The organism is Bradyrhizobium sp. HKCCYLR20261 (assembly GCF_051168435.1).
Classification (GTDB): domain Bacteria; phylum Pseudomonadota; class Alphaproteobacteria; order Rhizobiales; family Xanthobacteraceae; genus Bradyrhizobium.
This window is the reverse complement of record NZ_JBNPUZ010000018.1, coordinates 109913-133208: the sequence shown is the minus strand read 5'-3', so window position 1 is coordinate 133208 and position 23296 is coordinate 109913. Positions and strand designations below refer to the sequence as shown.

General features: G+C 64.6%; 27 protein-coding genes. 19 read left to right on the top strand and 8 right to left on the bottom strand.

What is annotated here, in order from left to right:
- The first annotated feature begins 75 nt into the window (after positions 1–75).
- Entirely contained in the window at positions 76–696 is a 621-nt protein-coding gene (locus ACQR1L_RS29715; RefSeq protein WP_434861470.1) for a response regulator transcription factor, read from the top strand.
- Between the two features lie 74 nt (positions 697–770).
- Positions 771–1616, top strand: a complete 846-nt coding sequence (gene fghA, locus ACQR1L_RS29710; RefSeq protein ID WP_434861469.1) for an S-formylglutathione hydrolase — start codon at positions 771–773, stop codon at positions 1614–1616.
- 632 nt (positions 1617–2248) lie between these two features.
- Here fghA and ACQR1L_RS29705 read toward each other — a convergent pair.
- Positions 2249–2728: a DUF3280 domain-containing protein gene (locus tag ACQR1L_RS29705; protein ID WP_434861491.1), complete on the bottom strand. Its 480-nt coding sequence runs from the start codon at positions 2726–2728 to the stop codon at positions 2249–2251.
- 140 nt (positions 2729–2868) lie between these two features.
- Here ACQR1L_RS29705 and ACQR1L_RS29700 point away from each other — a divergent pair, with 140 nt between their 5' ends.
- The 5 genes from ACQR1L_RS29700 to ACQR1L_RS29680 all read left to right on the top strand — a co-directional run bounded on the left by ACQR1L_RS29700 (position 2869) and on the right by ACQR1L_RS29680 (position 7886).
- A complete protein-coding gene (locus tag ACQR1L_RS29700; RefSeq protein ID WP_434861468.1) occupies positions 2869–4077 on the top strand; it encodes an ABC transporter substrate-binding protein in 1209 nt (402 codons plus the stop codon).
- 518 nt (positions 4078–4595) lie between these two features.
- Positions 4596–5600 (top strand): YVTN family beta-propeller repeat protein, encoded by a 1005-nt coding sequence (locus ACQR1L_RS29695; RefSeq protein ID WP_434861467.1) that lies wholly within the window; start codon positions 4596–4598, stop codon positions 5598–5600.
- Positions 5597–6427 (top strand): ABC transporter ATP-binding protein, encoded by an 831-nt coding sequence (locus tag ACQR1L_RS29690; RefSeq protein WP_434861466.1) that lies wholly within the window; start codon positions 5597–5599, stop codon positions 6425–6427. The genes ACQR1L_RS29695 and ACQR1L_RS29690 overlap by 4 nt, the downstream gene beginning before the upstream one ends.
- The gene (locus ACQR1L_RS29685) at positions 6424–7278 is read left to right on the top strand and encodes an ABC transporter permease (RefSeq protein ID WP_434861465.1); all 855 of its coding nucleotides are present in this window, start codon (positions 6424–6426) and stop codon (positions 7276–7278) included. Before ACQR1L_RS29690 ends, ACQR1L_RS29685 begins: the two co-directional genes overlap by 4 nt.
- Entirely contained in the window at positions 7275–7886 is a 612-nt protein-coding gene (locus tag ACQR1L_RS29680) for a hypothetical protein (protein ID WP_434861464.1), read from the top strand. The genes ACQR1L_RS29685 and ACQR1L_RS29680 overlap by 4 nt, the downstream gene beginning before the upstream one ends.
- Positions 7887–8070: 184 nt before the next feature.
- Here ACQR1L_RS29680 and ACQR1L_RS29675 read toward each other — a convergent pair whose 3' ends face one another.
- Complete coding sequence (locus tag ACQR1L_RS29675; protein WP_434861463.1) at positions 8071–8634, bottom strand: PQQ-dependent catabolism-associated CXXCW motif protein; 564 nt, start codon at positions 8632–8634, stop codon at positions 8071–8073.
- A complete protein-coding gene (locus ACQR1L_RS29670; protein ID WP_434861462.1) occupies positions 8631–9506 on the bottom strand; it encodes a substrate-binding domain-containing protein in 876 nt (291 codons plus the stop codon). Before ACQR1L_RS29670 ends, ACQR1L_RS29675 begins: the two co-directional genes overlap by 4 nt.
- A 206-nt stretch (positions 9507–9712) precedes the next feature.
- Here ACQR1L_RS29670 and ACQR1L_RS29665 point away from each other — a divergent pair, with 206 nt between their 5' ends.
- Both ACQR1L_RS29665 and ACQR1L_RS29660 read left to right on the top strand, forming a co-directional pair.
- Entirely contained in the window at positions 9713–10594 is an 882-nt protein-coding gene (locus tag ACQR1L_RS29665) for a quinoprotein relay system zinc metallohydrolase 2 (RefSeq protein WP_434861490.1), read from the top strand.
- Between the two features lie 56 nt (positions 10595–10650).
- A complete protein-coding gene (locus ACQR1L_RS29660) occupies positions 10651–11472 on the top strand; it encodes a quinoprotein dehydrogenase-associated SoxYZ-like carrier (protein WP_434861461.1) in 822 nt (273 codons plus the stop codon).
- A 23-nt stretch (positions 11473–11495) separates the two neighbouring features.
- On the opposite strand, the gene ACQR1L_RS29655 is transcribed toward ACQR1L_RS29660, so the two are convergent.
- The gene (locus ACQR1L_RS29655; RefSeq protein ID WP_434861460.1) at positions 11496–11855 is read right to left on the bottom strand and encodes a hypothetical protein; all 360 of its coding nucleotides are present in this window, start codon (positions 11853–11855) and stop codon (positions 11496–11498) included.
- Positions 11856–11941: 86 nt separating this feature from the next.
- Between ACQR1L_RS29655 and ACQR1L_RS29650 the strand changes: the two genes are divergently transcribed.
- Genes ACQR1L_RS29650 through ACQR1L_RS29635 form a run of 4 tightly spaced genes read left to right on the top strand, consistent with a single transcriptional unit; the run spans position 11942 to position 14746 of the window.
- Complete coding sequence (locus ACQR1L_RS29650) at positions 11942–12922, top strand: ABC transporter substrate-binding protein (protein WP_434861459.1); 981 nt, start codon at positions 11942–11944, stop codon at positions 12920–12922.
- A complete protein-coding gene (locus ACQR1L_RS29645) occupies positions 12922–13659 on the top strand; it encodes an ABC transporter permease (RefSeq protein WP_434861458.1) in 738 nt (245 codons plus the stop codon). The genes ACQR1L_RS29650 and ACQR1L_RS29645 overlap by 1 nt, the downstream gene beginning before the upstream one ends.
- Positions 13649–14359, top strand: a complete 711-nt coding sequence (locus ACQR1L_RS29640) for an ABC transporter ATP-binding protein (protein ID WP_434861457.1) — start codon at positions 13649–13651, stop codon at positions 14357–14359. Before ACQR1L_RS29645 ends, ACQR1L_RS29640 begins: the two co-directional genes overlap by 11 nt.
- A 39-nt stretch (positions 14360–14398) precedes the next feature.
- Positions 14399–14746 carry a hypothetical protein gene (locus tag ACQR1L_RS29635; RefSeq protein ID WP_434861456.1) on the top strand — a complete coding sequence of 116 codons (348 nt, stop codon included), beginning with the start codon at positions 14399–14401 and terminating at the stop codon, positions 14744–14746.
- 26 nt (positions 14747–14772) lie between these two features.
- Here the strand turns inward: ACQR1L_RS29635 and ACQR1L_RS29630 are convergent, their stop codons facing one another.
- Positions 14773–14985 carry a hypothetical protein gene (locus ACQR1L_RS29630; RefSeq protein WP_434861455.1) on the bottom strand — a complete coding sequence of 71 codons (213 nt, stop codon included), beginning with the start codon at positions 14983–14985 and terminating at the stop codon, positions 14773–14775.
- A 198-nt stretch (positions 14986–15183) separates the two neighbouring features.
- Here ACQR1L_RS29630 and ACQR1L_RS29625 point away from each other — a divergent pair, with 198 nt between their 5' ends.
- The gene (locus ACQR1L_RS29625; RefSeq protein ID WP_315721365.1) at positions 15184–15492 is read left to right on the top strand and encodes an EthD family reductase; all 309 of its coding nucleotides are present in this window, start codon (positions 15184–15186) and stop codon (positions 15490–15492) included.
- A gap of 125 nt (positions 15493–15617) precedes the next feature.
- Here ACQR1L_RS29625 and pqqA read toward each other — a convergent pair whose 3' ends face one another.
- Positions 15618–15698, bottom strand: a complete 81-nt coding sequence (pqqA, locus tag ACQR1L_RS29620) for a pyrroloquinoline quinone precursor peptide PqqA (RefSeq protein ID WP_009031067.1) — start codon at positions 15696–15698, stop codon at positions 15618–15620.
- Between the two features lie 179 nt (positions 15699–15877).
- Positions 15878–16150: a hypothetical protein gene (locus tag ACQR1L_RS29615; RefSeq protein WP_434861454.1), complete on the bottom strand. Its 273-nt coding sequence runs from the start codon at positions 16148–16150 to the stop codon at positions 15878–15880.
- A 384-nt stretch (positions 16151–16534) separates the two neighbouring features.
- Between ACQR1L_RS29615 and ACQR1L_RS29610 the strand changes: the two genes are divergently transcribed.
- Genes ACQR1L_RS29610 through ACQR1L_RS29600 form a run of 3 tightly spaced genes read left to right on the top strand, consistent with a single transcriptional unit; the run spans position 16535 to position 19498 of the window.
- Entirely contained in the window at positions 16535–18199 is a 1665-nt protein-coding gene (locus ACQR1L_RS29610) for a methanol/ethanol family PQQ-dependent dehydrogenase (protein WP_434861453.1), read from the top strand.
- Positions 18200–18221: 22 nt separating this feature from the next.
- Positions 18222–18563, top strand: coding sequence for a c-type cytochrome (locus tag ACQR1L_RS29605; RefSeq protein WP_434861489.1), 342 nt, complete (start codon positions 18222–18224; stop codon positions 18561–18563).
- A complete protein-coding gene (locus ACQR1L_RS29600) occupies positions 18563–19498 on the top strand; it encodes a substrate-binding periplasmic protein (protein WP_434861488.1) in 936 nt (311 codons plus the stop codon). Before ACQR1L_RS29605 ends, ACQR1L_RS29600 begins: the two co-directional genes overlap by 1 nt.
- Before the next feature lie 12 nt (positions 19499–19510).
- Here the strand turns inward: ACQR1L_RS29600 and ACQR1L_RS29595 are convergent, their stop codons facing one another.
- On the bottom strand, positions 19511–20464 hold the full coding sequence (locus tag ACQR1L_RS29595) for a helix-turn-helix domain-containing protein (RefSeq protein ID WP_434861487.1): 954 nt from the start codon (positions 20462–20464) through the stop codon (positions 19511–19513).
- Between the two features lie 408 nt (positions 20465–20872).
- Here ACQR1L_RS29595 and xoxF5 point away from each other — a divergent pair, with 408 nt between their 5' ends.
- Positions 20873–22678, top strand: a complete 1806-nt coding sequence (xoxF5, locus tag ACQR1L_RS29590; protein ID WP_434861452.1) for a lanthanide-dependent methanol dehydrogenase XoxF5 — start codon at positions 20873–20875, stop codon at positions 22676–22678.
- 132 nt (positions 22679–22810) lie between these two features.
- On the top strand, positions 22811–23290 hold the full coding sequence (locus ACQR1L_RS29585; protein WP_434861451.1) for a c-type cytochrome, methanol metabolism-related: 480 nt from the start codon (positions 22811–22813) through the stop codon (positions 23288–23290).
- The last annotated feature ends 6 nt before the right edge of the window (positions 23291–23296 follow it).

Here is a 23296-nt window from a genome sequence, read left to right as displayed (position 1 = left end):
ATGTAACATCGCGCGGCATGCATCCATGATGCATCGCAACAATGACGCGAGTTGGAATTCCGGGACCCCAAGTTCATGCGCGTTCTGATCGTCGACGATCATCCCATTGTGGCTTCCGGCTGCCGTGCCCTGCTGTCGGGCGATCCCGACGTGGTGCTGCTGGAGGCCGCCGACGCCGAGAGCGGCGAGACCAGCTTCATCGCCGAACGGCCTGATGTCTGCGTCATCGACATAAATCTCCCGACCGTGTCCGGCTTCGAGCTGGCGCGCCGGATCCTGACGCGCGACGCCCAGGCCCGGCTGATCATGTTCAGCATGAACGACGACCCGGTGTTCGCCGCGCGCGCCATCGACATCGGCGCCAAGGGCTATGTGTCGAAGAGCGGCGATCCGAACGATCTCACCGAGGCGATCCGCGAGGTCGCGCGTGGCGGCAGCTATCTGCCGCCGGCGATCGCACGCAGCATCGCATTTGCGGGCGCGGCGGTGGCGCAGAGCCCGTTGGCCAAGCTGACCTCGCGCGAGCTGGAGATCCTGCGCCTGCTCAGCGCCGGCAAGAGCCTGTCGGAGATCGCCTGGCTGATCCACTCGTCCTACAAGACGGTCGCCAACACCTCCTCGATCATCCGCCAGAAGCTCGGCGTAAGAACCTCGGGCGAGCTGGTGCGTTTGGCGATCGAGAACGGCGTCGCTTGACATCAGGCGCTTGACATCCGGCCAGTGGCGCGCTCCGGTCCGCCGCTTCCATCGCGCTTCCGACAGGTGATCCCATGACGCTCACGACCGTGTCCCAGAACAAGTCCCACGGCGGCGTCCAGGGCGTGTACCGCCACGCCAGCCAGGAAACCAAGACCGAGATGACGTTCTCGGTGTTCGTGCCGCCACATGCGCCGGACGCGAAACTGCCCGTCGTCTGGTATCTCTCGGGCCTCACCTGCACCCACGCCAATGTCACCGAGAAGGGCGAGTTCCGCGCTGCCTGTGCCGAGCTCGGCCTGATCTTCGTCGCGCCCGACACCTCGCCGCGCGGCGATGGCGTGCCCGGCGATGCCGACAACGCCTATGATTTCGGCCTCGGCGCCGGCTTCTATGTCGATGCCACCGAGGCACCGTTCGCCAAGAACTACCGGATGTGGAGCTACGTCACCGAGGAGCTGCCGCATGTGGTCGCGGCGAACTTCCCGGTCGATCCGCGGCGGCAATCGGTGATGGGCCATTCGATGGGCGGCCATGGCGCGCTGACGGTGGCGCTGCGCAACCCCGACCGCTACCGCGCCGCCAGCGCCTTCGCGCCGATCGTCGCGCCCTCGCAGGTGCCGTGGGGCGAGAAGGCGCTCGGCGGCTATCTCGGCAGCGACAAGGCGGCCTGGCGCAAGCATGATGCGGTCGCGCTGATCGAGGACGGCGCCCGCGTCTCCGACATCCTGGTCGACTATGGCGATGCCGATCCGTTCCTGACGCAGCAGCTGCGCCCGGAGCTGCTGAAGGCGGCCTGCGAGAAGGCGAACATCCCCCTGCTGCTGCGCAAGCAGGAAGGCTACGACCACAGCTACTATTTCATCTCCACCTTCATGGCCGACCACCTGCGCTGGCACGCGGCGCGTCTCGGTCGCTGAACGGCAGGACGTGATTTGCCCGGCGGGCGCGAGGACGCGCCCGCGCGTCGTGATCGAGGCGCGTTGCAGAGCTCTCGTCTATCAGCGCGTCGACGGCGATTTTGCCAGGCGGCACAACGCGTTCACCCCTGTCCAGTCCTCCGGCGAAAAAGATTTCTCTTTCGTTTTTCCGAAGTTCATGATTGTATCGCCCCGTCCTGCCTCGTCGAGAGGGCGTATCGCGGTCGTCACGAACGTGGAGTGCGGGATGCGGTGGACGCCGGCGGCGCGCAGCATGTTCGCAAGAATGTGCCGACGAACGCACCACGGCGTACGGCCAAGTCGCGTGGTCCTGGCATCCCGACGCTGATGCCCCCGCGGCGGCGCGCTCACGGCGTGTCGTTGCGCACGGTGACCAGAAAGCCCGGCGCACCGGGGAGAACGCGAAGCAACCGTTAAGACCATCGCGCAGGGAGGGCCGGGATGTCCCCAGCCGAACCTGTGGTACCTGCCGCCTGCACTTTCTTCTGCAGGCGGGCCATGGGGGCGGCAGGCTCCCGGCCTTCCCTGCGCCTCTCTGTTGGAGAGAGGCGATCGAGATTGCAAAGCTCGGGCTGCATCAGCCGCGAGAACGCGTGCTCATGTCCCGATAGTTAGTTCGCCTGCGGCGCGCCGTAGTTCGGGGCCAGCACGCGGTTGCGGATTAGCCAGGCCATGGTGCGCGTCCAGGATTCGTCGGTGTTGCCGCGCATGTCGGCGGTCATGGCCGCGACCGGCTTTCCGGTGTGAGCGTCGCGCAGATAGATGTTCATGTTGAGGATGAGATTGGAGACCTTCTGCACCGTCCCGGTGATCGCGAGATCGGCGCCGATGTCGGACGCCAGCTTGACGTCGCAGCCGCCGCAGGCCTGCAGATTGCTATGGTGCGCCGCATCGTTGACCGGCGCGATGTCGAGCACGCGAAACTGGCCGGAGTCCTGCAGCGCCGTTCGCAGCTGCTCGGCCGCATGCGCCAGCCGTTGCTGCTCGTCCTGCCGCGGCCCCTGCACCTCGCCCTGCAGGCTGGTGTCGATCAGCTCGAAATCGAACACCGCCACCTTGGGCGGCTCGGCGCGCGCTGATGTTGCAGACATCAGGATCAAGGACGCGAGGAGAACAGTCAGTTTCAAGGTCGTGATCCGAATGACGCCATAGCGGCCAAAAGTGGGGTTGAAAGCTAGGCCAATTCGGTCATCTTGCAAGACGAAACCTCGCCGGCACAGGACGGGGAACAATGGGAGGACATGTGGTCCTGGGAGTTCTGGCCCGATTCCTGATCGGCGCGATCGGCCTCATCGCCGCCGCAACCGCCGCTGCCGCGGCTGACACGGTCGACATTGCGATCGGCTATCTCGGCCGCGCCGGCGTGCCGCAGACCTTGTCGCCGCTCGACCAGCCGGCGGCCGACGACGGCATTGCCGGTGCGAAGCTCGCGATCGAGGACAACAACACCACCGGCAAGTTCCTCAACCAGCGCTTCAGCCTGATCGACCGCCGCGTCAAGGATGATGAGGATGCGGCGCAGGCCGCGAACGAACTCGCGGACAAGACCGGCTTCATCCTCGCCGACCTGCCGGCGGATACGTTGCTGAAGGTCGCCGACGGCCTGCGCGGCCGCGGCATCACCCTGCTCAATGTCGGCGCCATCGATGATCGCCTGCGCGAGCAGGACTGCCGCGCCAATGTCATCCACGTCGCGCCGACTCGTTCGATGCTGGCCGATGGCCTCGCGCAATATCTGGTGTGGAAGCAGTGGAAGCGCTGGCTGCTCGTCACCGGCTCGCACGACAAGGACAAATTGTTCGCCGACGCGCTGCGCCGCGCCGCCACCCGCTTCGGCGCCAAGATCGTGGAGGAGCGCACTTTCGAGGACTCCGGCGGCGCGCGGCGCACCGACTCCGGCGTCACCTTGATCCAGCGCCAGATGCCGGTGTTCACGCAGAAGGCGCCGGCCTACGACGTGCTGGTCGCCGCCGACGAGAGCGAAGTGTTCGCGAACTACCTGCCCTATCGCACCTGGGACCCGCGTCCCGTCGCCGGCTCCGCGGGGCTGCGTCCGACCAGTTGGGATCCGGCGCAGGACCAGTGGGGCGCGACGCAGTTGCAGAACCGTTTCATGAAGCTCGCCTTGCGCCGCATGGATGCGTTGGACATGCAGGCCTGGATGGCCGTGCGCATGGTGGGCGAAGCCGCGTCGCGCACCAACTCCGGCGATGCCACGGCGATGACGGACTATCTGAAGAGCCCGAACTTCACCATCGCCGCCTTCAAGGGCACGCGTCTGTCGCTGCGCGACTGGAACCTGCAACTGCGCCAGCCGATCCTGCTCGCCGACGGCCGCATGATCGTCTCGGTCTCCCCGCAGGAAGGTTTTCTGCACCAGGTCTCCGAACTCGACACGCTCGGCGTCGACCGGCCCGAAACCAAATGCAAGCTGCAATGACGTCGGATGGGATGATGTGGATGAAGATGCGCAGTCCGACAGGTCGAATGCCGAAAGCCGCGCTTCCCGGCTCGAAGCCTCTCCCGTGTGAGGGCAAGGCTATCGCATATGACGATCGAGGTTATGCGCGCATCTCTCTCCGCGTCGTCATGGCCGGGCTTGTCCCGGCCATCCACGTCGTCCGGCACGCTGAGAACCACGTGGATGCCCGGGACAAGCCCGGGCATGACCGAGTAACTCACGTGCAGGATCGATCGCGGCGACAGCTCCGCATCTCCATATGCTATTGCCCTATGTATGAGGAGGCAACCGCCGACACCGCGGGCGCGGTGCAAGTCTTTCCCCGCGCGCGGGGAGAGGCCGGATTGCATCGCAGATGCAATCCGGGTGAGGGGGGCTTTCCGCTGGGTCTGGTGCCCGCGGCTGCCCCTCACCCCAACCCTCTCCCCGTGAAGAACGGGGAGAGGGAGCGCACCGCCGCCGTGCCGACAGCTCGACTCCCTCAGGCAACGATTCGAATGAGGACGTTCCGCGATCGGCTTTCGCTAAGGGCGCCCCTGGCCGCCTCGCTGCTCACCGCCGCACTCTCCCTCGCCATCATCTCCCCTGCCTCCGCCTACGTCGCCTTCGTCTCCAATGAAAAAGGCAACACCGTTTCCGTCATCGACACCGACACCTGGACGGTGACCAAGACCATCAAGGTCGGCCAGCGGCCACGGGGCATTTCGTTCACGCGGGACGGCAAGTTCGTGATGGTCGCGGTCGGCGACGACGACACCATCCAGGTGATCGACGCCAAGAAGATGGAGGTCGTCGACACCCTGCCCTCCGGGCCCGATCCCGAACTGTTCGTGCAGGACGCCCAGGGCAAGACGCTCTACGTCGCCAACGAGAACGACAACACCGTCACGATCCTCGATCTGGAGAAGCGCGTCCGCATCGGCGATGTCCAGGTCGGCGTCGAGCCGGAGGGCATGATGCTGAGCCCCGATGGCAAGACCCTGATCTGCACCTCCGAGACCACCAACATGGCGCACTTCATCGACACGTCGACGCGCCAGATCGTGGCCAACGTGCTGGTCGATGCGCGGCCGCGCTACGCCGAGTTCAAGACCGACGGCTCGGAGCTGTGGGTGTCGGCGGAGATCGGCGGCACCGTCTCGATCATCGACCCGGCCAAGCGTGAGATTACCAGGAAGATCAAGTTTGCCGTGCCCGGTTTGCGCAGCGAGGCGATCCAGCCGGTCGGCATTGCGCTGACCAAGGACGGCAAAACCGGCTTCGTCGCGCTCGGCCCGGCCAACCGCGTCGCCGTGGTCGATGCCACCACCCATGAGGTGAAGAAATATCTGCTCGTCGGCCAGCGCGTCTGGCACATGGAGTTCACGCCGGACGAGAAGTATCTGCTCGTGACCAACGGCGTGTCCAACGACGTCTCGGTGATCGACGTCGCCGCGCAGAAGGTGATCAAGACCATCCAGGTCGGCGAGCTGCCCTGGGGCATCACGATTGCACAGCCATGAGCACGCAGAACGCACCCGCTCTCGACACCACGAACCCTACGCGGCAGCAGGCGCCTGACCCGGTCCCGGCGCTGTCGATCGCCGGCGTCAGCCATTCCTATGGCGCGCGCAAGGCGCTCAGCGACGTCTCTTTCGTGGTGAAGCCCGCGAGCTTCACCGCCCTGCTCGGCCTCAACGGCGCCGGCAAGAGCACATTGTTCTCGCTGATCACCCGCCTGTTCGCGGTTCAATCGGGCGAGATCGACATTTTCGGCCATGACATCGGCCGGACGCCCGGCGAGGCGCTGCGGCTGCTCGGCGTCGTGTTCCAGCCGCGTACGGTCGATCTCGATCTGTCGCTGCGGCAGAACCTGCTCTATCACGCCGCGCTGCACGGCATCGCGCGCCGCGAGGCCCGCGCGCGCAGCGAGGAGCTGCTGGCGCGCATTGGTCTTTCCGACCGCGGCGGCCACAAGGTGCGTGACCTCTCCGGCGGCCAGATGCGCCGGCTGGAGATCGCCCGCGCTTTGCTGCATCGGCCGCGGCTGCTGCTGCTCGACGAGGCCACCGTCGGCCTCGACGTCAAGGCGCGCGCCGATATCGTCGGCCATGTCCGCCAGCTCGTCGCCGAGCAGGGCATCGGCGTGCTCTGGGCGACGCATCTGTTCGACGAGATCGCCCCGACCGACGACCTCGTGGTGCTGCATCAGGGCCGCGTGCTGGCGCGCGGGCCGGTGCCGCAGGTGATCGCCGAGGCCGGTGCGTCCGACGTCAACGCGGCGTTCGCGCGGCTGACGACCCAGGCCAGCCCAGGCAGCGCCAGCCCGGCACGGAGTGCGGACGCATGACCGTCACCACCGTTCACACCTCGACCCCAACCCGCAGCGGCTTCTCCGCGGGCGAGTACATCACCTGCCTGATCGGCATCGTCTGGCGCGAGGGCCTGCGCTTCCTGCATCAGCGCGAGCGCTTCGTCTCGGCGCTGGTGCGCCCGCTGGTCTGGCTGTTCATCTTCGCCGCCGGCTTCCGCCAGGTGCTGGGCATCTCGATCATCCCGCCCTACGAGACCTACATCCTCTACGAAGTCTATATCGCGCCAGGATTGATGGCGATGATCCAGCTCTTCAACGGCATGCAGTCGTCGCTGTCGATGGTCTACGACCGCGAGATGGGCAATATGCGCACGCTGCTGGTGAGCCCGCTGCCGCGCGGCTATCTCTTGTTCTGCAAGCTGCTCGCCGGCACCGCCGTCTCGGTGCTGCAGGTCTACGCCTTCCTGATCATCGCCTGGTTCTGGGACATCACGCCGCCGCCGCTGGGCTATCTCACGGTGCTGCCGGCGCTGATCCTGTCCGGCCTGATGCTCGGCGCGCTGGGCATGCTGATCTCCTCCGGCATCAAGCAGCTGGAGAATTTTGCCGGCGTCATGAACTTCGTGATCTTCCCGATGTTCTTCGCTTCCTCGGCGCTCTATCCGCTCTGGCGCGTCGAGGAAGGCAGCCCGTGGCTGGCCTATCTCTGCGAAGCCAATCCCTTCACCCACGCGGTGGAGCTCATCCGCTTCGCGCTATACGGCAAGCTGAACTTGGTGTCGCTCGCCGTGGTCGGCGGCTGCACCGCCGTGTTCATGATCGGCGCGATCCTGGCCTACGATCCGTCGCGCGGGTTTGTCAGGCGTGGTCCCGGAGGCGAGGCATGAGATCGAGAGCGAGATTGCTGACCATCGCCCTGGTCGCCTCGGCCGGTCCCGCGTATGCGGCCGATCCGCGCTATCCCGACTGGCCCTGCCCGCAAGCCAAGGTGCCGGAGATTTCCATCGCTGCCGTCTGGTCCGGCCCGCCGATCGACGATGTCGGCGCGAGCTGGAAGGATGACGCGAAGGTTTCGGAGCTCGTGGCCAAGCTCGCGGCGCGCCGCATTCCCTTGGAACAGGCGCAAAAGGACGTCGCCGATTTCATCACCGGCACGGCCGAGGAGAAGGCCCGCAAGGGCAAGCTGCTGTTCGCCGGCCTGTTCGACACGCTCAATGCCCAGCGCACCTCGGTCATGAACGGACTCGAGCGCGTGATGCGCAAGCAGCGCGATGCCGTCGAGAAGGTGCGCGGCGACACCATCAAGCTGCAGGAGATGCAGAGCGGCGCTACGCGTGACGAAGCCAAGATCGAGGAGCTGAGCAATCAGCTCAATTGGGAGACCCGCATCTTCGAGGATCGCCGCCGCGTAATGAAATTCGTCTGCGAGGTCCCCACCGCCATCGACCAGCGCCTGTTCGCGCTCGCCCGCGAGATCCAGCAGGACATGGAGTAGGCCGCGGATGCCGCTCGCCCTTGAACATGATCATGCAAAGCGAGTGCACTCATGTCCCCGCATCGTCATGGCCGGGCTTGACCCGGCCATCCACGTCTTTCCTCGGGGCACCGCGTGGATGCCCGGGTCAAGCCCGGGCATGACGAGCAAACCAATTGGCCGCGATGTCTGTTGCGACCTCCGCTCACTCCTCCGACCGCGGCTCGGGCTCCGTCTGCTGCAGCGGCAGGTCGGCGCGGGCCCAGCCGTCGGTGCCGTCGGGGTACCAGGCGACGTTGCGGTAGCCGTAGGTCAGCGCGCGCTTCGCGGCGTTCCACGACATCCAGCAGTCTTCGAGGCAGTAGAACACCAGCAGACGCCCCTGGTCGCCGCCCGACGCCTGCGTCAGGCCGCGCTTCAGATAATCCTCGGTGGCCGCCGCGAGCACGCCATAGCCGGTGTCGGGCAGCCAGATACTGCCGGGAATGTCCAGGCGCGGCTGCTCGCGCCACACCGTGCCGGCCGGCAGGTTCTTCGGCTTGGGCGGTCGCGGCAGGACGTCGACGAAGGCCGCGGACTTCGCGCGCCATATCGCCTCGGTCTGCAGCGTCGACAGCACGCGTGCACCGGCCAATGTGGTCGGAACCGGCGCACGATAGTTCTCGGTGCGATAGCTGTCCGGCTCCGGCACGAGTTCGTCGGCCCATGCTGCCATCGCGGCGAGCAGCAGCGCGCCTGCCAACACCGCAGCGGTGAGCCGAACGATCATGGCTTCGTCGCAGCCTCGGCGGTGATCAGATGATTGCTCTCATCCAGCAGCGGCACGCCGAAGTCGAGCAGGATCTTGTTGATCTCGCCCTGGTTCTCCTGGATCAGCTTGTTGAGCTGCCGCCGCCAGTTCTGGTCGGCGCCGCGCACCCCCATCGCGATCCGATAGATCAGCTTCGGCCCGGACGTCTCCTTCACCAGCGGCGTCACGTGAAGCTGCGGGCTCGCCTGCTTGGCGTAGTAGCCGGCCATCGGCCCCCACAGCACGCCGGCGTCGATTTCGCCCGACTTCAGATCGTTGATCATGGCCTCGGCCGAGGAGTCGACGCGAGTGTCGATCATCAGCGGATACGGTTTTGCCAGCGGCATGAGTCCGGCCAGCGCCATGTTGGTCGCAGGCGGCGTGCCCGCGACGATTCCGATGTGCTTGCCCTTGAGCTTGGCGTCTTCCAGCGTCGTCACATCGGCAAGATCCGAGCCCGGCTTGGTCACGATCGCATAGGCCGTCCGGTAGTAAGGACTGGTGCTTTGCACGAGATCGTCGCCTTGCGGAAAGCCCATGATGACGTCGCAGCGATGCGAGCCGAGCGTCATCCGCACGAAGCCCGTCGCCTGCGGAAAGAACGTGTAGTCGACCTTCTTCTGCAGCTTGGCGGCCAGGAACTCGGCGAGCTTGTTCTCGAACCCCTCGCCCTTCTCGTTGGAGAACGGCAGGTTGCGCGGATCGGCGCAGACGCGGAGAACCTTGGGATCGACCAGCTCGATCGACAGGTCGAGACCGTCATTGCTTTGCGCGTAGGAGGCGGCGGGGCCGAGCAGAGTGAGGCCCGCGGCAACGGCCAGCGAGCCGACAAGAGTGCGACGCTTCGTCATTCGTCTTTCCATCCCTATCGAGCGCATCGAGTTATTTTTGAAAATGCTAGGCCGCCGGCCGTGCTGGCGCAACAGCTGCTGTCATCGCGAAGAGTTGACCGCATGCTGCGACGCAACGCCGGCGCGATGATGCACACGTCTCACGCGAGCAAGGCAAACACGTGATCAGCCGCCTCCTCATCGCGATCGGAACGTGGGGCGTTCTCATGCTCGGCAGCGCGGCACATGCGGAGCCGCGGGAACTCGCGGTCAGCGAAATCGCGCCCGGTGTCTTCGTCCATGTCGGGGAGACGGCACTGATGACCGCCTCGAACGAAGGCGCCATTGCGAATGTCGGCTTCATCATCGGCGATGACGCCGTGGCCGTGATGGACACCGGCGGCAGCGTGCGGGAGGGTCGCGCGCTGCTGGCAGCGATCCGGCTCCGCACGACCAAGCCGGTCCGCTACGTCATCAACACCCATGCCCATCCCGACCATGTGTTCGGCAACGCCGCCTTTCAGGGTGACGGGACGAGCTTCGTCGGCGCGAAGAATCTGCCGCGTGCGCTGGCGATGCGCGGACCCCACTACATCGAGGCGTTCCGCCGCCTGATGGGCGCGGAGCTGATCGACGACGTCCGTCTGGTCGCGCCGTCGATCGTCGTCGACAACCAGATGTCGCTCGACCTTGGTGGGCGCGCGCTCACGCTCAAGGCCTGGAGCACCGCGCACAGCGATTGCGACCTCACCGTCGTCGATGAGCAGAGCCGGACGTTGTTTGCCGGCGATCTCGTCTTCCTCCGTCACATCCCCGTGATGGACGGCAGCCTGCGCGGCTGGATCGCAGACCTCGGCGCTCTTTCAGCGATCGCGGCCGATCGGGTCGTGCCCGGCCATGGCCCGGTCAGCGCGTGGCCGCTGGCGCTCAATGATGAGCGGCGCTATCTCGAAACCCTGGCCCACGACATCAGCGGGCTGATCAAGGCGGGGAAGCCGATCGCGGAGGCGAGCGGGGCCGCCGCATCGGAGCGCGGCAAGTGGCAACTGTTCGACGACTACAATGCGCGCAACGCCACCGCAGCATTTTCGGAAATGGAATGGGAATGAGCCTGCGGACACGCTATGATCGCCGGCACACCAGAACGGCCTTGGAGGACTGCGCCATGATCCGGCTCCGCCTGCCATCAACCTTGCTTCTCGGCGCATGTCTTGTCTTTGCCTTCGCACCTGCGAACGCCGCCGAGACGTACGATCCATGGCCGGGACTGGTGCAGGACATCTTCAACAACAAGCCGATGCAGGACGGCGGCAATGTGCTGGCGATCGAGATGCCGCCCCGTGCCGAGGACGCATCGGTCGTTCCGGTCACGCTGCGCAGCAAGCTGTCGCCCGCCGACGACCGCCGCATCAAGACCATCACGCTGGTGATCGACCAGAACCCGGCCCCGATGGCGGCCAAATTCACGCTCGGCGCGGACGCCAATGTCACGGCGATCTCGACCCGTGTCCGTGTCAACAACTACACCGATGTGCATGCCGTGGCCGAACTGACGGACGGTCAGCTCTATGTGGTGAAGACATTCGTGAAGGCATCCGGCGGCTGCTCCGCGCCGGCGGCGAAGAATCCGGATGAAGCCAAGGCGCGCGTCGGCCAGATGCGCTACCGGCAGTTCACGCAAGCCGGTGACGGTGCGAGCAGCGGCATCCGCGAGGCTCAGGTGATGGTCGGGCATCCCAACAATTCCGGGCTGCAGATGGACCAGCTGACCCAGCTCTACATTCCCGCCTTCTTCGTCGACCAGCTGACGCTGTCGCAGGATGGCAAGCTCGTGCTGTCCGTCGACGGCGGCATCTCGATCTCGGAGGATCCCAATATCCGCTTCACCTATGTCTCGAACGGCGCCAAGCACTTCCGCGCCGAGGCGCACGATACCCAGGGCCATGTGTTCGAGCACGAATGGCCGGCGGAGGGATCAGGCACCTGATGCAAAGGTCAGGACGCGCGGCGTCAGAAACATCTCACTTCGGCTTCGGCCTGGGCGCGGCGGAGATCGTTGAGCGCATTGGCGGCCTGCTCGGAGGTGCGGAACTGGGTACCGAGATTGCTCTTCACCTGGGACATGCTGAGCACGGTTTCCGCCGTGACGTAGCGCTCATAGGGAATGATCGAGGCGATCACGTCGATCGAGCAGGAGCATTGCGCAATCGACTGCCGCGACTCGCCGTTGGCCTTCATGCAGCCGAAGACATATTCGGCGCGCGCCGAGGTCGGATAGTCATTGAGATCCTCGGCCCGCGCCGATCCGGCCAGCGCCGTCGCGGCAAGGAAGGTGGCGACAATCGGTCCTACCGGAACAGCGCAACGCATGACAGTCCTCCACGGTATCGCTGCCCAGGCTATGCTAAGAGAATGAGGCTGAAAAGAACACATCTCGAGGAAACGCAGACGCGCCCATGATACAGCTCGGTCGCTTGTTCATTGCTGTCATTGCTTGCGCGCTGCTGCCGATCCCGGTGTCACGCGCCGCCGAGACGGTCAAGGTTGCGGTGCAAAAGACCGGGACCTTCGCCTGGGAATTGGCCGTCATTCGCGCGCACCAGCTCGACAAGCAGGCCGACATCGCGATTGATGCGGTCGAGCTCGCGAGCCCGGAGGCCGGCAAGATCGCGCTACGCGCGGGCAACGCCGACATCATGGTCTCGGACTGGCTGTGGGTATCGCGCGAGCGCGCGCTCGGCGCCAAGCTCACCTTCTCCCCCTACTCCAGCGCGCTCGGCGCCGTGATGGTGCCGGCAAACTCGCCACTTAAGACGCTTGCCGATCTCAAGGGACGCAAGCTCGCGGTCGCCGGTGGCCCGCTCGACAAGAGCTGGCTGCTGCTGCAGGCAGCGGTCAAGCGCGACGGCGTCGAGCTGAAGTCGCAGGCGACCATCACCTATGGCGCACCGCCGCTGCTGGCCGCCAAGCTGGCCGACGGCGAGATGGATGCCGGCTTGAACTACTGGAATTTCTGCGCCGCGCTAGAGGCTAAAGGCTTCCGTCGCCTCGCCGGCATCGAGGACATCCTGCCGGCCTTCGGCGCCAAGGGCCGCACCGCGATGATCGGCTACGTGTTCGACGAGGAATGGGCCAGCAAGCATCGTGATCTCGTCAGCCGCTTCCTGTCCGTCACGGCGAAGGCCAAGGAAATCCTGGCGACGTCGGACGCCGAGTGGCAGACGATCGCGCCGTTGACCGGCGCGCCGGACGAGGCGACGTTGCGCGCCTATCGCGACCGCTACCGCGAGGGCATTCCGCGCCGCTCGGTGTCCGAGGAGGAGACCGACGCCCGCATTCTCTATGGCGTGCTCGCCTCGATCGGCGGCCGCGATCTGGTCGGCCCCGCCGCCGAGCTCAGCCCCGGCACCTACTACAGGGCGGATGCGAGGGATTAGTGCTGCGGCTGTTGTCCTTCGCGCTTCTGCTGGCCACCTGGTGGGTGGCTGCGACTGTCGCTGGCAGCGCCAAGCTGCCGCCGCCGTCGGCTGTGCTGGCCGTCGCTGTTGCGGAAGCAAAATCCGGCGCGCTATTCCTGCATCTCGGCGCGACGCTCGCCCGCGTCGCCCTCGCCTTCACCCTGTCGATGGCGATCGGATCGGCACTCGGTTATTGGATGGGCCGCAACCGCCTCGCCAATCGCCTCGGCGACCCCTGGCTGATCCTGCTGCTCAATCTGCCGGCGCTGGTGGTGATCGTGCTGGCCTATATCTGGGCCGGCCTTACCGAGGTCGCGGCGATTGCGGCGATCGCGATCAACAAGCTGCCGACGGCGGTCGTGACCTTGCGCGAAGGCGCCCGCGCGCTCGATCCGTCGCTGGACGAGATGGCGAAAGTGTTCGCCTTCCCGCGCGGCCGCATCGTCCGCCACGTCCTGCTGCCGCAGCTTGCGCCTTATATTGCGGCCGCCGCACGCTCAGGCCTGTCGCTGGTGTGGAAGATCGTGCTGGTCGCCGAACTGCTCGGGCGCCCCAACGGCATCGGCTTCGAGATCGGCGTCGCCTTTCAGCTGTTCGACATCCCGCTGCTGCTCGCCTATTCGCTCAGCTTTGCCGCCGTGGTGCTGGTGATCGAGGCCGTCCTCGTGCAGCCGTTCGAGCAGCGCGCATCAAGGTGGCGGCTCCGTGCGGCTTGAGGTCGACATTCGATCGAAGAGCTACACCAGCGCCAATGGCAAGCGCCAGGAGGTGATATCAGGCATTGCGTTCACGCTGCAGCGCGGCGAGGTCGGCGTGGTCGTCGGCCCCTCCGGTTGCGGCAAGAGCACGATGATGCGAATCCTCGCCGGTCTCGACAGCGACTATCAGGGTCAGGTCACCCGACCGGACGGCGCCCGACTCGCCATGGTTTTCCAGGAGCCGCGGCTGCTGCCGTGGCGCTCCGTCGAGGAGAATGTGCGGTTGGCTGCGCCCGAGGTCGCCGACGACCGGCTCGCCGCCATCTTCGGCGTGCTCGAGCTCGAAGGCCATCGCAGCCACTTCCCGGGCGAGCTGTCGCTCGGCCTCGCCCGTCGCGTCGCGCTGGCGCGCGCCTTTGCCGTCGAGCCGGACTTCCTGATCCTCGATGAGCCGCTCGCCTCGCTCGACGATGCGCTGGCCGCCAGGCTGCGCGAGGAGATCGCGACGCTGGTGGCGTCCAGACCGATGATCACGCTGCTCGTCACGCACAGCATGGACGATGCCGTGCGGCTCGGCGACCGCATCTTCCTGCTGTCGCCGCGTCCGGCGCGACTGCTGCACACCATGCCCATCGCTGTTCCCCGGGCCCAGCGCACCGAAGCGACGGTCGCGGCGATCAAGGCCGAGCTGGCGGGGCCGGATTTTTCCGTGTCATAGTCGTGGCAAATCCTGGACATCAGCTCTTGAGGAAACGCCATGAGATCAGCACTCGCCGCCACGGCCGTCCTCGCCGCGGGCCTGTCGACCGCGGCGCTCGCGCAGGGCAAGGGCATCCGGTTGTGGAATCTCACCACTGCGACCATGACCGGCTTCCAGCTCTCGCCCGCCGGCCAGAACAACTGGGGCCCGAATCAGACACTGAGCGACAAGGACAAGGAGCTCGATCACGACGAGCGGCTGAAGCTCAGCGGCGTCGAGCCGGGACGCTACGACGCCAAGGTCAGTTATGCCGGCGACCGGCAATGCATCGTGCGCGGTCTCGACATCAAGGCCGATGCCGTCGTCTCGGTGGCCGACAAGGACCTGCAAGACTGCACGAAGTAGCTCAGGCCTGCAGCGGCCGAGCCGACTCAGGCCTTGTCGTTGCTGTGCGGATACTCGCAGCGCCAGCGCACCGCGGTCCATTTCGGGTGCTCGCCGATCCATTGGGCGATGTAAGGCGGCGCCTTCATCGCACATTGCTGCAACGACGCGCCGCCGTCGGCGAACACGAGGTGCTGCTCCTCGCAATTGGTCGGGGACAGCACGGCGCAAACCGTAATGACGAGATCGATGGGGCTCATGGCTCGATATCCTCAACGAGGCCTGAAGCAGAGTACCTCAATCTACGGCGTCCTGCTGCATCGGTTTCTCCCCGGCGCCGACTTTATGAGCGGAACCGAGCGCGAGTCGGGCGGCGTCAACGCTTGATCCGGGCCACCAGATCGGCTGCAATGGGTACCGGTCGATCGACCTCAAAAAGACGACAGCGGAGGAAGCAGATGCCCAAGGTTCTCGTACTCTACAAGACCCCGAAGAGCGCCGAAGCGTTCGACAAGCACTACATGAACGTCCACGTGCCGCTCGCGAAGAAAATTCCGGGCCTGAAGAGCTACGATATCAGCCGCGGTCCCGTGAACGGACCGGCCGGTCCCACCAACATCCACCTGGTCGCTACTCTCGTATTCGATTCAATGCAGGCCCTGCAGGCCGGCATGGGCTCGGCCGAGGGCAAGGCCGCGGCGGGAGATCTGCCCAACTTCGCCGATGGCGGCGTCGATCTCTACATCTTCGATACGCAGGACGTCTGACCGACGGCTGTCGAACACTTCTTGCGGTTGACCAAAGTGTCGATCGCAAGAGGAGCGCTGGACCCCAGATCCGCCAAGCCGATCGCAAGCTTGATACGCTCGCCGGCTTGGCGGATCGCAGGTGATTACTTGCGGGCCGCGCAGGCGTACATGTTGATTTCCATGCCCACGGGCACTTCGACGATCTTCGGTGTCTTCCAGGCCATTTCGAGCTCCCAAGTTCTAACGTTCGTTGATTGACGCGTTGCTCGCGCCACCGGCGAAGCTAGGACTGCGTCCGAGCGAACGCAAGACAGACGACGGCAGCTTTTGCTGCAGATCTCCTGCACTGCCATCTCTCGACCGACAACGTTCCGCCTCAATCGGTCGCCGGACGTGAGCCGGCTCAGGCCCCGCCCGGCTGTACGTAGCAGAACACGTAGCGATTCCGGCTCAGGAAGATCACGCCGTGCCCCGTGGGATTGCCTTTGTCCCACTTCAGCTTGTGATCGGGAACTTCGATCTCGGTACCGACATCGATATGCGGCCGGCCACGCGGCTCGTCGGGACGATCATCGGTGATGATGACGTAGGTCTTGCCGTCGCGGACGTGGACTTCATCGGCGAAGTAGGCATCGGCCTCGCCGCAGCACGACGCCGTCGGCACGTCCGGCTGCATCAGCGCCTCGTACCACCGGCGCAATGCAGGATCGACTGACTCCCATTGGCCGAGATCACGCGCACTTGCACTCACCCAAAGGCAACACAGCATGCCGAGCCAAAGGATGCTTCGCCTCATCCCGTCTACTCCTCTGTTAATCCCGGCATGTTGCAGCGAAGCAATGTTCATGCCGCAGAGCAACACGAAAAAGGTGCGATCATGCCGCCTGCAAATATGACGCGATGACAAAGGCTTGGCTCGACGCCTGCCGCCACGCGGGAAAACGTCCCAGCTTGGCGAGGATACCTGCCCAGCTTTTCGTATTGACGCTTCCCGGAATCGAGCGGAGTGTTGTTCCCGCAGCGTCAGGATAGGCGCGCATAAAAATCTTGGAGGAAATGAATGAAGCGGATCGCGCTGGCCGCAGGCCTCGCCATTCTTGCATCACATGGTGCGAGCGCGCAGAGCGCCGATCAGTTGGTCAAGGGTGCAACTGATACGGCAAACGTCCTCAACTACGGCATGGGCTACAATCTGCAGCGGTTCAGCTCGCTCACGCAGATCAACAAGGACAACGCCAAGAACCTCGTTCCGGTCTGGAATTACAGCTTTGCTGATGATCGCAGCGAGGAGTCGCAGCCACTGATCTATCAGGGCGTGCTCTACGTCACGACGCACAATGCGACGATGGCCGTCGATGCCAAGACCGGCAAGCAGATCTGGAAGAGCAAGATCGAGTATCCGGCCGAGACCCCGCGCGTCGTCTGCTGCGGCATCATCAATCGCGGTGCCGCGCTGTACGACGGCAAGGTCTTCCGCACCACGCTCGACGCCAACGTGATCGCTCTCGACGCCAAGACCGGCAAGGAGCTGTGGCGCCAGAAGGCCGCCGACATCAAGGAAGGCTACTCGATGACCGTCGCGCCGCTGGTGGCGGACGGCGTCGTGCTGACCGGCATCTCGGGCGCGGAGTTCGGCACCCGCGGCTTCATCGACGGTTGGGATCCCGCGACCGGCAAGCATCTGTGGCGCACCCACACGGTGCCGACCCCGGATGAACCCGGCGGCGATACCTGGAAGGGCGATACCTGGAAGCTCGGCGGCGGCTCGACCTGGATCACCGGCTCGTATGACCCTGAGCAGAACACCGTGTTCTGGGGCGTCGGCAATCCCGGCCCGTTCAACGCGGCGGTGCGCCCGGGTGACAATCTCTACACCTGCTCGGTGCTCGCGCTCGATCCGAAGACCGGCAAGATGAAGTGGCACTTCCAGTTCTCGCCGAACAACCCGTTCGACTATGACGCGGTCGCCGAGATGGTGCTCGCCGACATGAATGTCGAGGGCAAGCCGACCAAGGTGTTGATGAACGCCAACCGCAACGGCTTCTTCTACGTGCTCGATCGCACCAACGGCAAGCTGCTGGCGGCCAATCCCTATGTGAAGGTCAACTGGGCCTCCAGCATCGACCTGAAGACCGGCAAGCCGGTCGAGACCGATGTCACGCGTGACGCGCGCGAGGGCAAGAAAGTCACCGTCTATCCGTCGATCCTCGGCGGCAAGAACTGGCAGCCGATGTCGTTCAATCCGCAGACCGGTCTTGCTTACGCCAACACGCTCGTGTTCGGCGGCCACTACAAGACCGAGCCCGCGACCTACAAGGCCGGCGAGTGGTACCTCGGCATGGACCTGACGGATCTCTGGGATTGGCCGGAAGGTCCGCGCGGTCAGCTGAAGGCTATCGATCCGATGACCGGCAAGACCAAGTGGGAGCAGCCGAGCGACATTCCGCGCTTCTCGGGCGTGCTGTCGACCGCCGGCGGCGTGGTGTTCTCGGGCAAGCTGACAGGCGAGTTCGAGGCGTTCGACGCCGACAGCGGCAAGAAGCTGTGGCAGTTCCAGACCGGCTCCGGCATCGAGGGCCAGCCCGTCACCTGGCAGCAGGATGGCGTGCAATATGTCGCCGTCACCTCCGGCTATGGCGGCGTCTACTCGCTGTTCTCCGGTGACGAGCGCCTCGCCAACGTTCCGGCGGGCGGTTCGCTCTGGGTCTTCGCGGTCAAGAACTGAGTGTAGATTGCCCGTGAAGCAGATGTTCCTGAAAACGGCGGCGACCATCGCCGCCGTCGTCGCGATCTCGGCCGCGCTTTCGGCGGCCGCCTTCGCGCAACAACAAGACGGCACCGCGGCCCACAGCGCGATCGACCTCGGCAAGACCACCTTCGCCCAGAAGTGCTCGCACTGCCATGGCCCGAACATGGTGAATTCCGGCACGGTCACGCCGGACCTGCGCCGTTTTCCCGACGATCAACCGCGCTTCGTCACCACGGTGAAACAGGGCAAGAATGGCCGCATGCCGCCCTGGGGCGACATTCTCAGCGATGACGAGATCACGGCGCTCTGGGCCTATGTCTCGAGCCGGAGAACGCAATGATGCGCCGTCTGATTCATTGCGCAGCGGCATTCCTGATGTTGTCGGCATCATCAGCGGTTCAGGCCGCTGACGATGTGCTGCGCATCTGCCTCGACGAGAACCTCCCGCCGCTGTCGGTCCATCATCGTGGCAATCCCGGGAGCGGGTTTGACGTGCTGCTGGGTCAGGCGATCGCGGACCGGCTCGGCAGGAAACTCGAGATCCAATGGTATGAGAGCAAGCTGGACGAGGATTCCTCGCCGGCATTGGAGGCGAACGCGCTGCTGTCCGATGGCCGCTGCTCGCTGCTCGGGAGCTACGCCTTCACCCAGGACGGGCTGGTCGCACCCGGCGTCAAGACCGCCAAACTGCCCGACTATGACGGCGCGACGCGCGACGACCGGCGGCGGCGCATTGCGCTCGGCATGCTGACGCCGAGCAAGCCCTATCTGTTCTCGACTCTGACGGTCGTTATCGGCCCTTCCGCAAAACAGCGCCGGATCACGGACATCGGCGATCTCGCGGGACTGAAGCTCGCGATCGAGAGCGGCACGCTGGCCGACGCGATCCTGATGACGTTCGACAAGGGCCGCCTGATCGACGATATCACGCACTTGATCCCGACGCGGGATGATCTCCTGGGCGCGCTCGAGCAGGGCAAGTTCGAGGCGACACTGCTCGACGGCAGACGCTTCGATGCCTATCGGGCCGCTCATCCGGACAGCAAGCTCGTGGCCTCCGGCTACAGCTATCCGATCGGCGCCAACCGAGGCTATGTCGCTTTGTCCAGCGCGACAGAGCTGCTCGCTTCGGTCAACAAGATCCTCGCGGAGCTCGAGTCGTCCGGCGATCTCGCCAGGTTCGCCGCGACAGCCGGCCTGACCTATCTGCCGCCGCGCGAGCCGATCATCCTCGGCGATGCATTCCAGAAGATCATCCGGAGCGGCGCGCGCTAGCGCCGCTTCCATTTAGTCAGCGCGGGCTGCCGTCTTGTGAACCGACGACGGCACGACGCCGAAATACTTCCGGAACACGCGGCTGAAGTGCGACGAGCTCGAAAAGCCCCACGAGAACGCGACGTCAGTAATCGTCTTGCCGCTCTGAGTCTCCAACTCCTGACGGCAATGCTGCAACCGGGCGCGCCAGATGTAGTCGCTGACGGTCATGCCGCGATCGCTGAACACCATGTGAAGGTAGCGCTTCGTACAACCTAAGGCTGCCGATATCTGATCGATGCAGAGATCAGGGTCGCGCAGATGTTCGCGGATGAAGGCCTGCGCGCGGATATAGACCGCCTCGGGTCCGGCACGATCGAGCATCCTGTCGGCTTCCCGCAAGGGCAACAGCAACAGATCGATCAGCGACTCGGCAACGCTTGCTGCCGAGTTCGCCGACAGCCGCGTCGCCTCGTCGAATGCCGCATGCGTCACATCGTGCGCGATCCGCCCGGTTCCACTCCGTGCCGAGAGCTTGTAGGCCGGCATCTTCTCGGCGCGGAAGCCGCGTTCCTGCAACAATTCCTTCGGCACGATCACCACGTCATGGCGTGTGAGCGCTGGGCTGATGATGGTGTGCGGCGATGACACGTCATAGGCCAGGCAATCCCCCGGGCCGATCTCGATCTGCCGTCCATCCTGCTCGAAATAGGACGTTCCGTAGGTCTGGAACAGGATCTTGATATAGGGATGCGCCACCTTCTGCGCCCGCGCATAGGTGTGGGCGATGCGATGCTGGCTCGCCTCGATCTGGCAGAGCTTCAGGCGAGACACGGTCGTGAAATTGATCCGCCCCTCGAAAGACGCGCCCTCCAGCGGGTCGACATCGAAACGTCCGCAGAGATCAGTCAGTGCATCTGACCAACGTTGGATCTGGCTCTTCGGCGAGAACCCTGACGTACTAAGCGAACGGATCGTATCGGACATCTTCATCCACCGATTCATGATCGAAGCGCAACGGGTCCGCCGCAGGACGGCGGACGAGAGTTCAGCCAAAATGCTCCCATTTTAAGGCCGCCCAGAGTCGTCGCGGCGCACGAGTTCCACATTCGTCCCCGTTTGATCCTCCGCCTTCGCCCCTATCACGTCAAGGGAAACATCAACCTTCGGTGGAACCGGCACGCTGCAAATTGATGCTGCGCAGCAAGAACGCGTCTCATGTTGCGGACCAGCAAAGCAAAATCTCCTCCAAAAACTTCTCATCGCTTCACTCTTGAGCAAGCGCTTTTCTCTTTTGGGCAAGTTTCCCGTTTGGGAAGTGGATAATCAATGATGCCGAAAACGAATACTGGGCCGCGTGCTGCGGAACCTCAGTTGAACCCGGGAGGAAAGACGATGCGAAGAGTTCTGCTCGCAACATGTCTGACGTCAGTCGCGGCACTTGCCGCGGGTGGCGCATTTGCCAGCGAAGAGCTGGTCAAGATGTCGGCCAACCCGAAGGACTGGGTGATGCCGGCCGGCGACTACGCCAACACGCGCTACTCCAAGCTCAACCAGATCAACGCCCAGAACGTCGGCAAACTGCAGGTCGCGTGGACCTTCTCCACCGGCGTGCTGCGCGGCCACGAAGGCGGGCCGCTGATCGTCGGCAACATGATGTATGTGCATACGCCGTTCCCGAACAAGGTGTACGCGATCAATCTGGCCGACGACAACAAGATCGTCTGGAAATACGAACCCAAGCAGGATCCGAACGTCATTCCGGTGATGTGCTGCGACACGGTCAATCGCGGTGTCGCCTATGGCGACGGCAAGATCTTCCTGCACCAGGCCGACGACAAGCTGGTGGCGATCGACGCCAAGTCCGGCCAGCAGGTCTGGACCGCCGTCAACGGCGATCCGAGTAAGGGCCAGACCGGCACCTCCGCTCCGCTGGTCGTGAAGGACAAGGTCCTGGTCGGCACATCGGGCGGCGAGTTCGGCGTCCAGTGCAGCATGACCGCCTACGACATCAAGAGCGGCAAGCAGGTCTGGAAGGCCTATTCGGAAGGGCCGGACGATCAGATCCTGTTCGACGCCAACACCACCGCGCTCGGCAAGCCGGTCGGCAAGGATTCGAGCCTGAAGACCTGGCAAGGCGACCAGTGGAAGACTGGCGGCGGCTGCACCTGGGGCTGGATCTCCTACGATCCGCAACTCGACATGGTCTATTACGGCTCGGGCAACCCCTCGACCTGGAATCCGAAGCAGCGTCCGGGCGACAACAAGTGGTCGATGACGATCTTCGCGCGCGCTGCCGACACCGGCGTCGCGAAGTGGGTCTATCAGATGACGCCTCACGACGAGTGGGACTATGACGGCGTCAACGAGATGATCCTGTCGGACCAGTCGATCAACGGCCAGCCGCGCAAGCTGCTGACGCATTTCGATCGTAACGGCCTCGCCTATACGCTCGATCGCGCTAATGGAGAGCTGCTCGTCGCCGAGAAGTTCGATCCGAAGGTGAATTGGACCACCGGCGTCGACATGGACAAGAACTCGGCGACCTATGGCCGTCCGAAGGTTGTCGACCAGTACTCGACCGACAAGCAGGGCGAGGACGTCAACACCAAGGGCATCTGCCCGGCCGCGCTCGGCACCAAGGACGAACAGCCGGCCGCCTACTCGCCGGACACGCAGCTGTTCTACGTGCCGACCAACCACGTCTGCATGGACTACGAGCCCTTCAAGGTGAGCTACACCGCAGGTCAGCCCTATGTCGGCGCGACGCTGTCGATGTATCCGCCGGCGGGTGAGACCCATATGGGCAACTTCATTGCCTGGGACGGCAAGACCGGCAAGATCGCCTGGTCGAACAAGGAGCCGTTCTCGGTGTGGTCGGGTGCGCTCGCGACCGCTGGTGGCGTGGTGTTCTACGGCACGCTGGAAGGCTACCTGAAGGCTGTCGATGCCAAGACGGGCAAGGAGCTGTACAAGTTCAAGACCCCATCCGGCATCATCGGCAACGTCACGACCTATGAGAACGGCGGCAAGCAGTATGTCGCGGTGCTCTCGGGTGTGGGTGGCTGGGCCGGCATCGGCCTCGCGGCCGGCCTGACCGATCCGACCGCCGGTCTCGGCGCCGTCGGCGGCTATGCGGCGCTGAGCAACTACACCGCGCTCGGCGGCACGCTCACCGTGTTCTCGCTGCCGCAGCAGTGAGCTAGCCTCTCTGCCTCCGGCGCATGGATCTCTCCATGCGCCGGTTCGCCTACCCCAGAAAATTAAGGGAAAACGCCCTTGCGTAAGATCTGCTTTGCGGTGGTCACGGCCGTAGGCCTGGCAGCCGGCGGGATGACTGTTGCCGAAAACGCCTGGGCTGAAGGCCCTGGAGATCCGACGGCCGTCAAGTCCGAAGACGGGAAGTATCTCGATAAGGAAGGCAACCCAACCTACAAGGTGGGCGCCGACGGCACGGTCGACTGGTACACCTATTCCGGCTACCGCCGCTATCACTCCGAATGCCATGTCTGCCATGGCCCGGACGGCATGGGGTCGACCTATGCGCCCGCGTTGAAGGACTCGGTCAAGAACATGAGCTATGGCGACTTCCTCGGCGTCGTCGCCAGCGGCCGCAAGAACATCAGCACGGCGCAGGAGAACGTCATGCCGGCCTTCGGCGACAATCCGAATGTGGCCTGCTACATGGACGATCTGTATATCTATCTCCGCGCCCGCTCGACCGATGCCGTGGGGCGCGTTCGCCCGGCCAAGCATGAGGGTAAACCGCCAGCCTATACGGAAGCGGAGAACTCCTGCATGGGCAAGAAATGACTGACG

Excerpts from the sequence above, each read along its gene's own strand:
- ACQR1L_RS29705 (WP_434861491.1), bottom strand. The coding sequence starts at position 2,728 with ATGTCTGCAACATCAGCGCGCGCCGAGCCGCCCAAGGTGGCGGTGTTC.
- xoxF5 (WP_434861452.1), top strand. The coding sequence starts at position 20,873 with ATGCGAAGAGTTCTGCTCGCAACATGTCTGACGTCAGTCGCGGCACTT.
- pqqA (WP_009031067.1), bottom strand. The coding sequence starts at position 15,698 with ATGGCCTGGAAGACACCGAAGATCGTCGAAGTGCCCGTGGGCATGGAA.
- ACQR1L_RS29610 (WP_434861453.1), top strand. The coding sequence starts at position 16,535 with ATGAAGCGGATCGCGCTGGCCGCAGGCCTCGCCATTCTTGCATCACAT.
- ACQR1L_RS29625 (WP_315721365.1), top strand. The coding sequence starts at position 15,184 with ATGCCCAAGGTTCTCGTACTCTACAAGACCCCGAAGAGCGCCGAAGCG.
- fghA (WP_434861469.1), top strand. The coding sequence starts at position 771 with ATGACGCTCACGACCGTGTCCCAGAACAAGTCCCACGGCGGCGTCCAG.
- ACQR1L_RS29600 (WP_434861488.1), top strand. The coding sequence starts at position 18,563 with ATGCGCCGTCTGATTCATTGCGCAGCGGCATTCCTGATGTTGTCGGCA.
- ACQR1L_RS29655 (WP_434861460.1), bottom strand. The coding sequence starts at position 11,855 with ATGCGTTGCGCTGTTCCGGTAGGACCGATTGTCGCCACCTTCCTTGCC.
- ACQR1L_RS29670 (WP_434861462.1), bottom strand. The coding sequence starts at position 9,506 with ATGACGAAGCGTCGCACTCTTGTCGGCTCGCTGGCCGTTGCCGCGGGC.
- ACQR1L_RS29700 (WP_434861468.1), top strand. The coding sequence starts at position 2,869 with ATGGGAGGACATGTGGTCCTGGGAGTTCTGGCCCGATTCCTGATCGGC.
- ACQR1L_RS29595 (WP_434861487.1), bottom strand. The coding sequence starts at position 20,464 with ATGTCCGATACGATCCGTTCGCTTAGTACGTCAGGGTTCTCGCCGAAG.
- ACQR1L_RS29690 (WP_434861466.1), top strand. The coding sequence starts at position 5,597 with ATGAGCACGCAGAACGCACCCGCTCTCGACACCACGAACCCTACGCGG.
- ACQR1L_RS29630 (WP_434861455.1), bottom strand. The coding sequence starts at position 14,985 with ATGAGCCCCATCGATCTCGTCATTACGGTTTGCGCCGTGCTGTCCCCG.
- ACQR1L_RS29635 (WP_434861456.1), top strand. The coding sequence starts at position 14,399 with ATGAGATCAGCACTCGCCGCCACGGCCGTCCTCGCCGCGGGCCTGTCG.
- ACQR1L_RS29680 (WP_434861464.1), top strand. The coding sequence starts at position 7,275 with ATGAGATCGAGAGCGAGATTGCTGACCATCGCCCTGGTCGCCTCGGCC.
- ACQR1L_RS29615 (WP_434861454.1), bottom strand. The coding sequence starts at position 16,150 with ATGCAGCCGGACGTGCCGACGGCGTCGTGCTGCGGCGAGGCCGATGCC.
- ACQR1L_RS29660 (WP_434861461.1), top strand. The coding sequence starts at position 10,651 with ATGATCCGGCTCCGCCTGCCATCAACCTTGCTTCTCGGCGCATGTCTT.
- ACQR1L_RS29675 (WP_434861463.1), bottom strand. The coding sequence starts at position 8,634 with ATGATCGTTCGGCTCACCGCTGCGGTGTTGGCAGGCGCGCTGCTGCTC.
- ACQR1L_RS29685 (WP_434861465.1), top strand. The coding sequence starts at position 6,424 with ATGACCGTCACCACCGTTCACACCTCGACCCCAACCCGCAGCGGCTTC.
- ACQR1L_RS29650 (WP_434861459.1), top strand. The coding sequence starts at position 11,942 with ATGATACAGCTCGGTCGCTTGTTCATTGCTGTCATTGCTTGCGCGCTG.
- ACQR1L_RS29605 (WP_434861489.1), top strand. The coding sequence starts at position 18,222 with ATGTTCCTGAAAACGGCGGCGACCATCGCCGCCGTCGTCGCGATCTCG.
- ACQR1L_RS29585 (WP_434861451.1), top strand. The coding sequence starts at position 22,811 with ATGACTGTTGCCGAAAACGCCTGGGCTGAAGGCCCTGGAGATCCGACG.
- ACQR1L_RS29715 (WP_434861470.1), top strand. The coding sequence starts at position 76 with ATGCGCGTTCTGATCGTCGACGATCATCCCATTGTGGCTTCCGGCTGC.
- ACQR1L_RS29665 (WP_434861490.1), top strand. The coding sequence starts at position 9,713 with ATGCTCGGCAGCGCGGCACATGCGGAGCCGCGGGAACTCGCGGTCAGC.
- ACQR1L_RS29695 (WP_434861467.1), top strand. The coding sequence starts at position 4,596 with ATGAGGACGTTCCGCGATCGGCTTTCGCTAAGGGCGCCCCTGGCCGCC.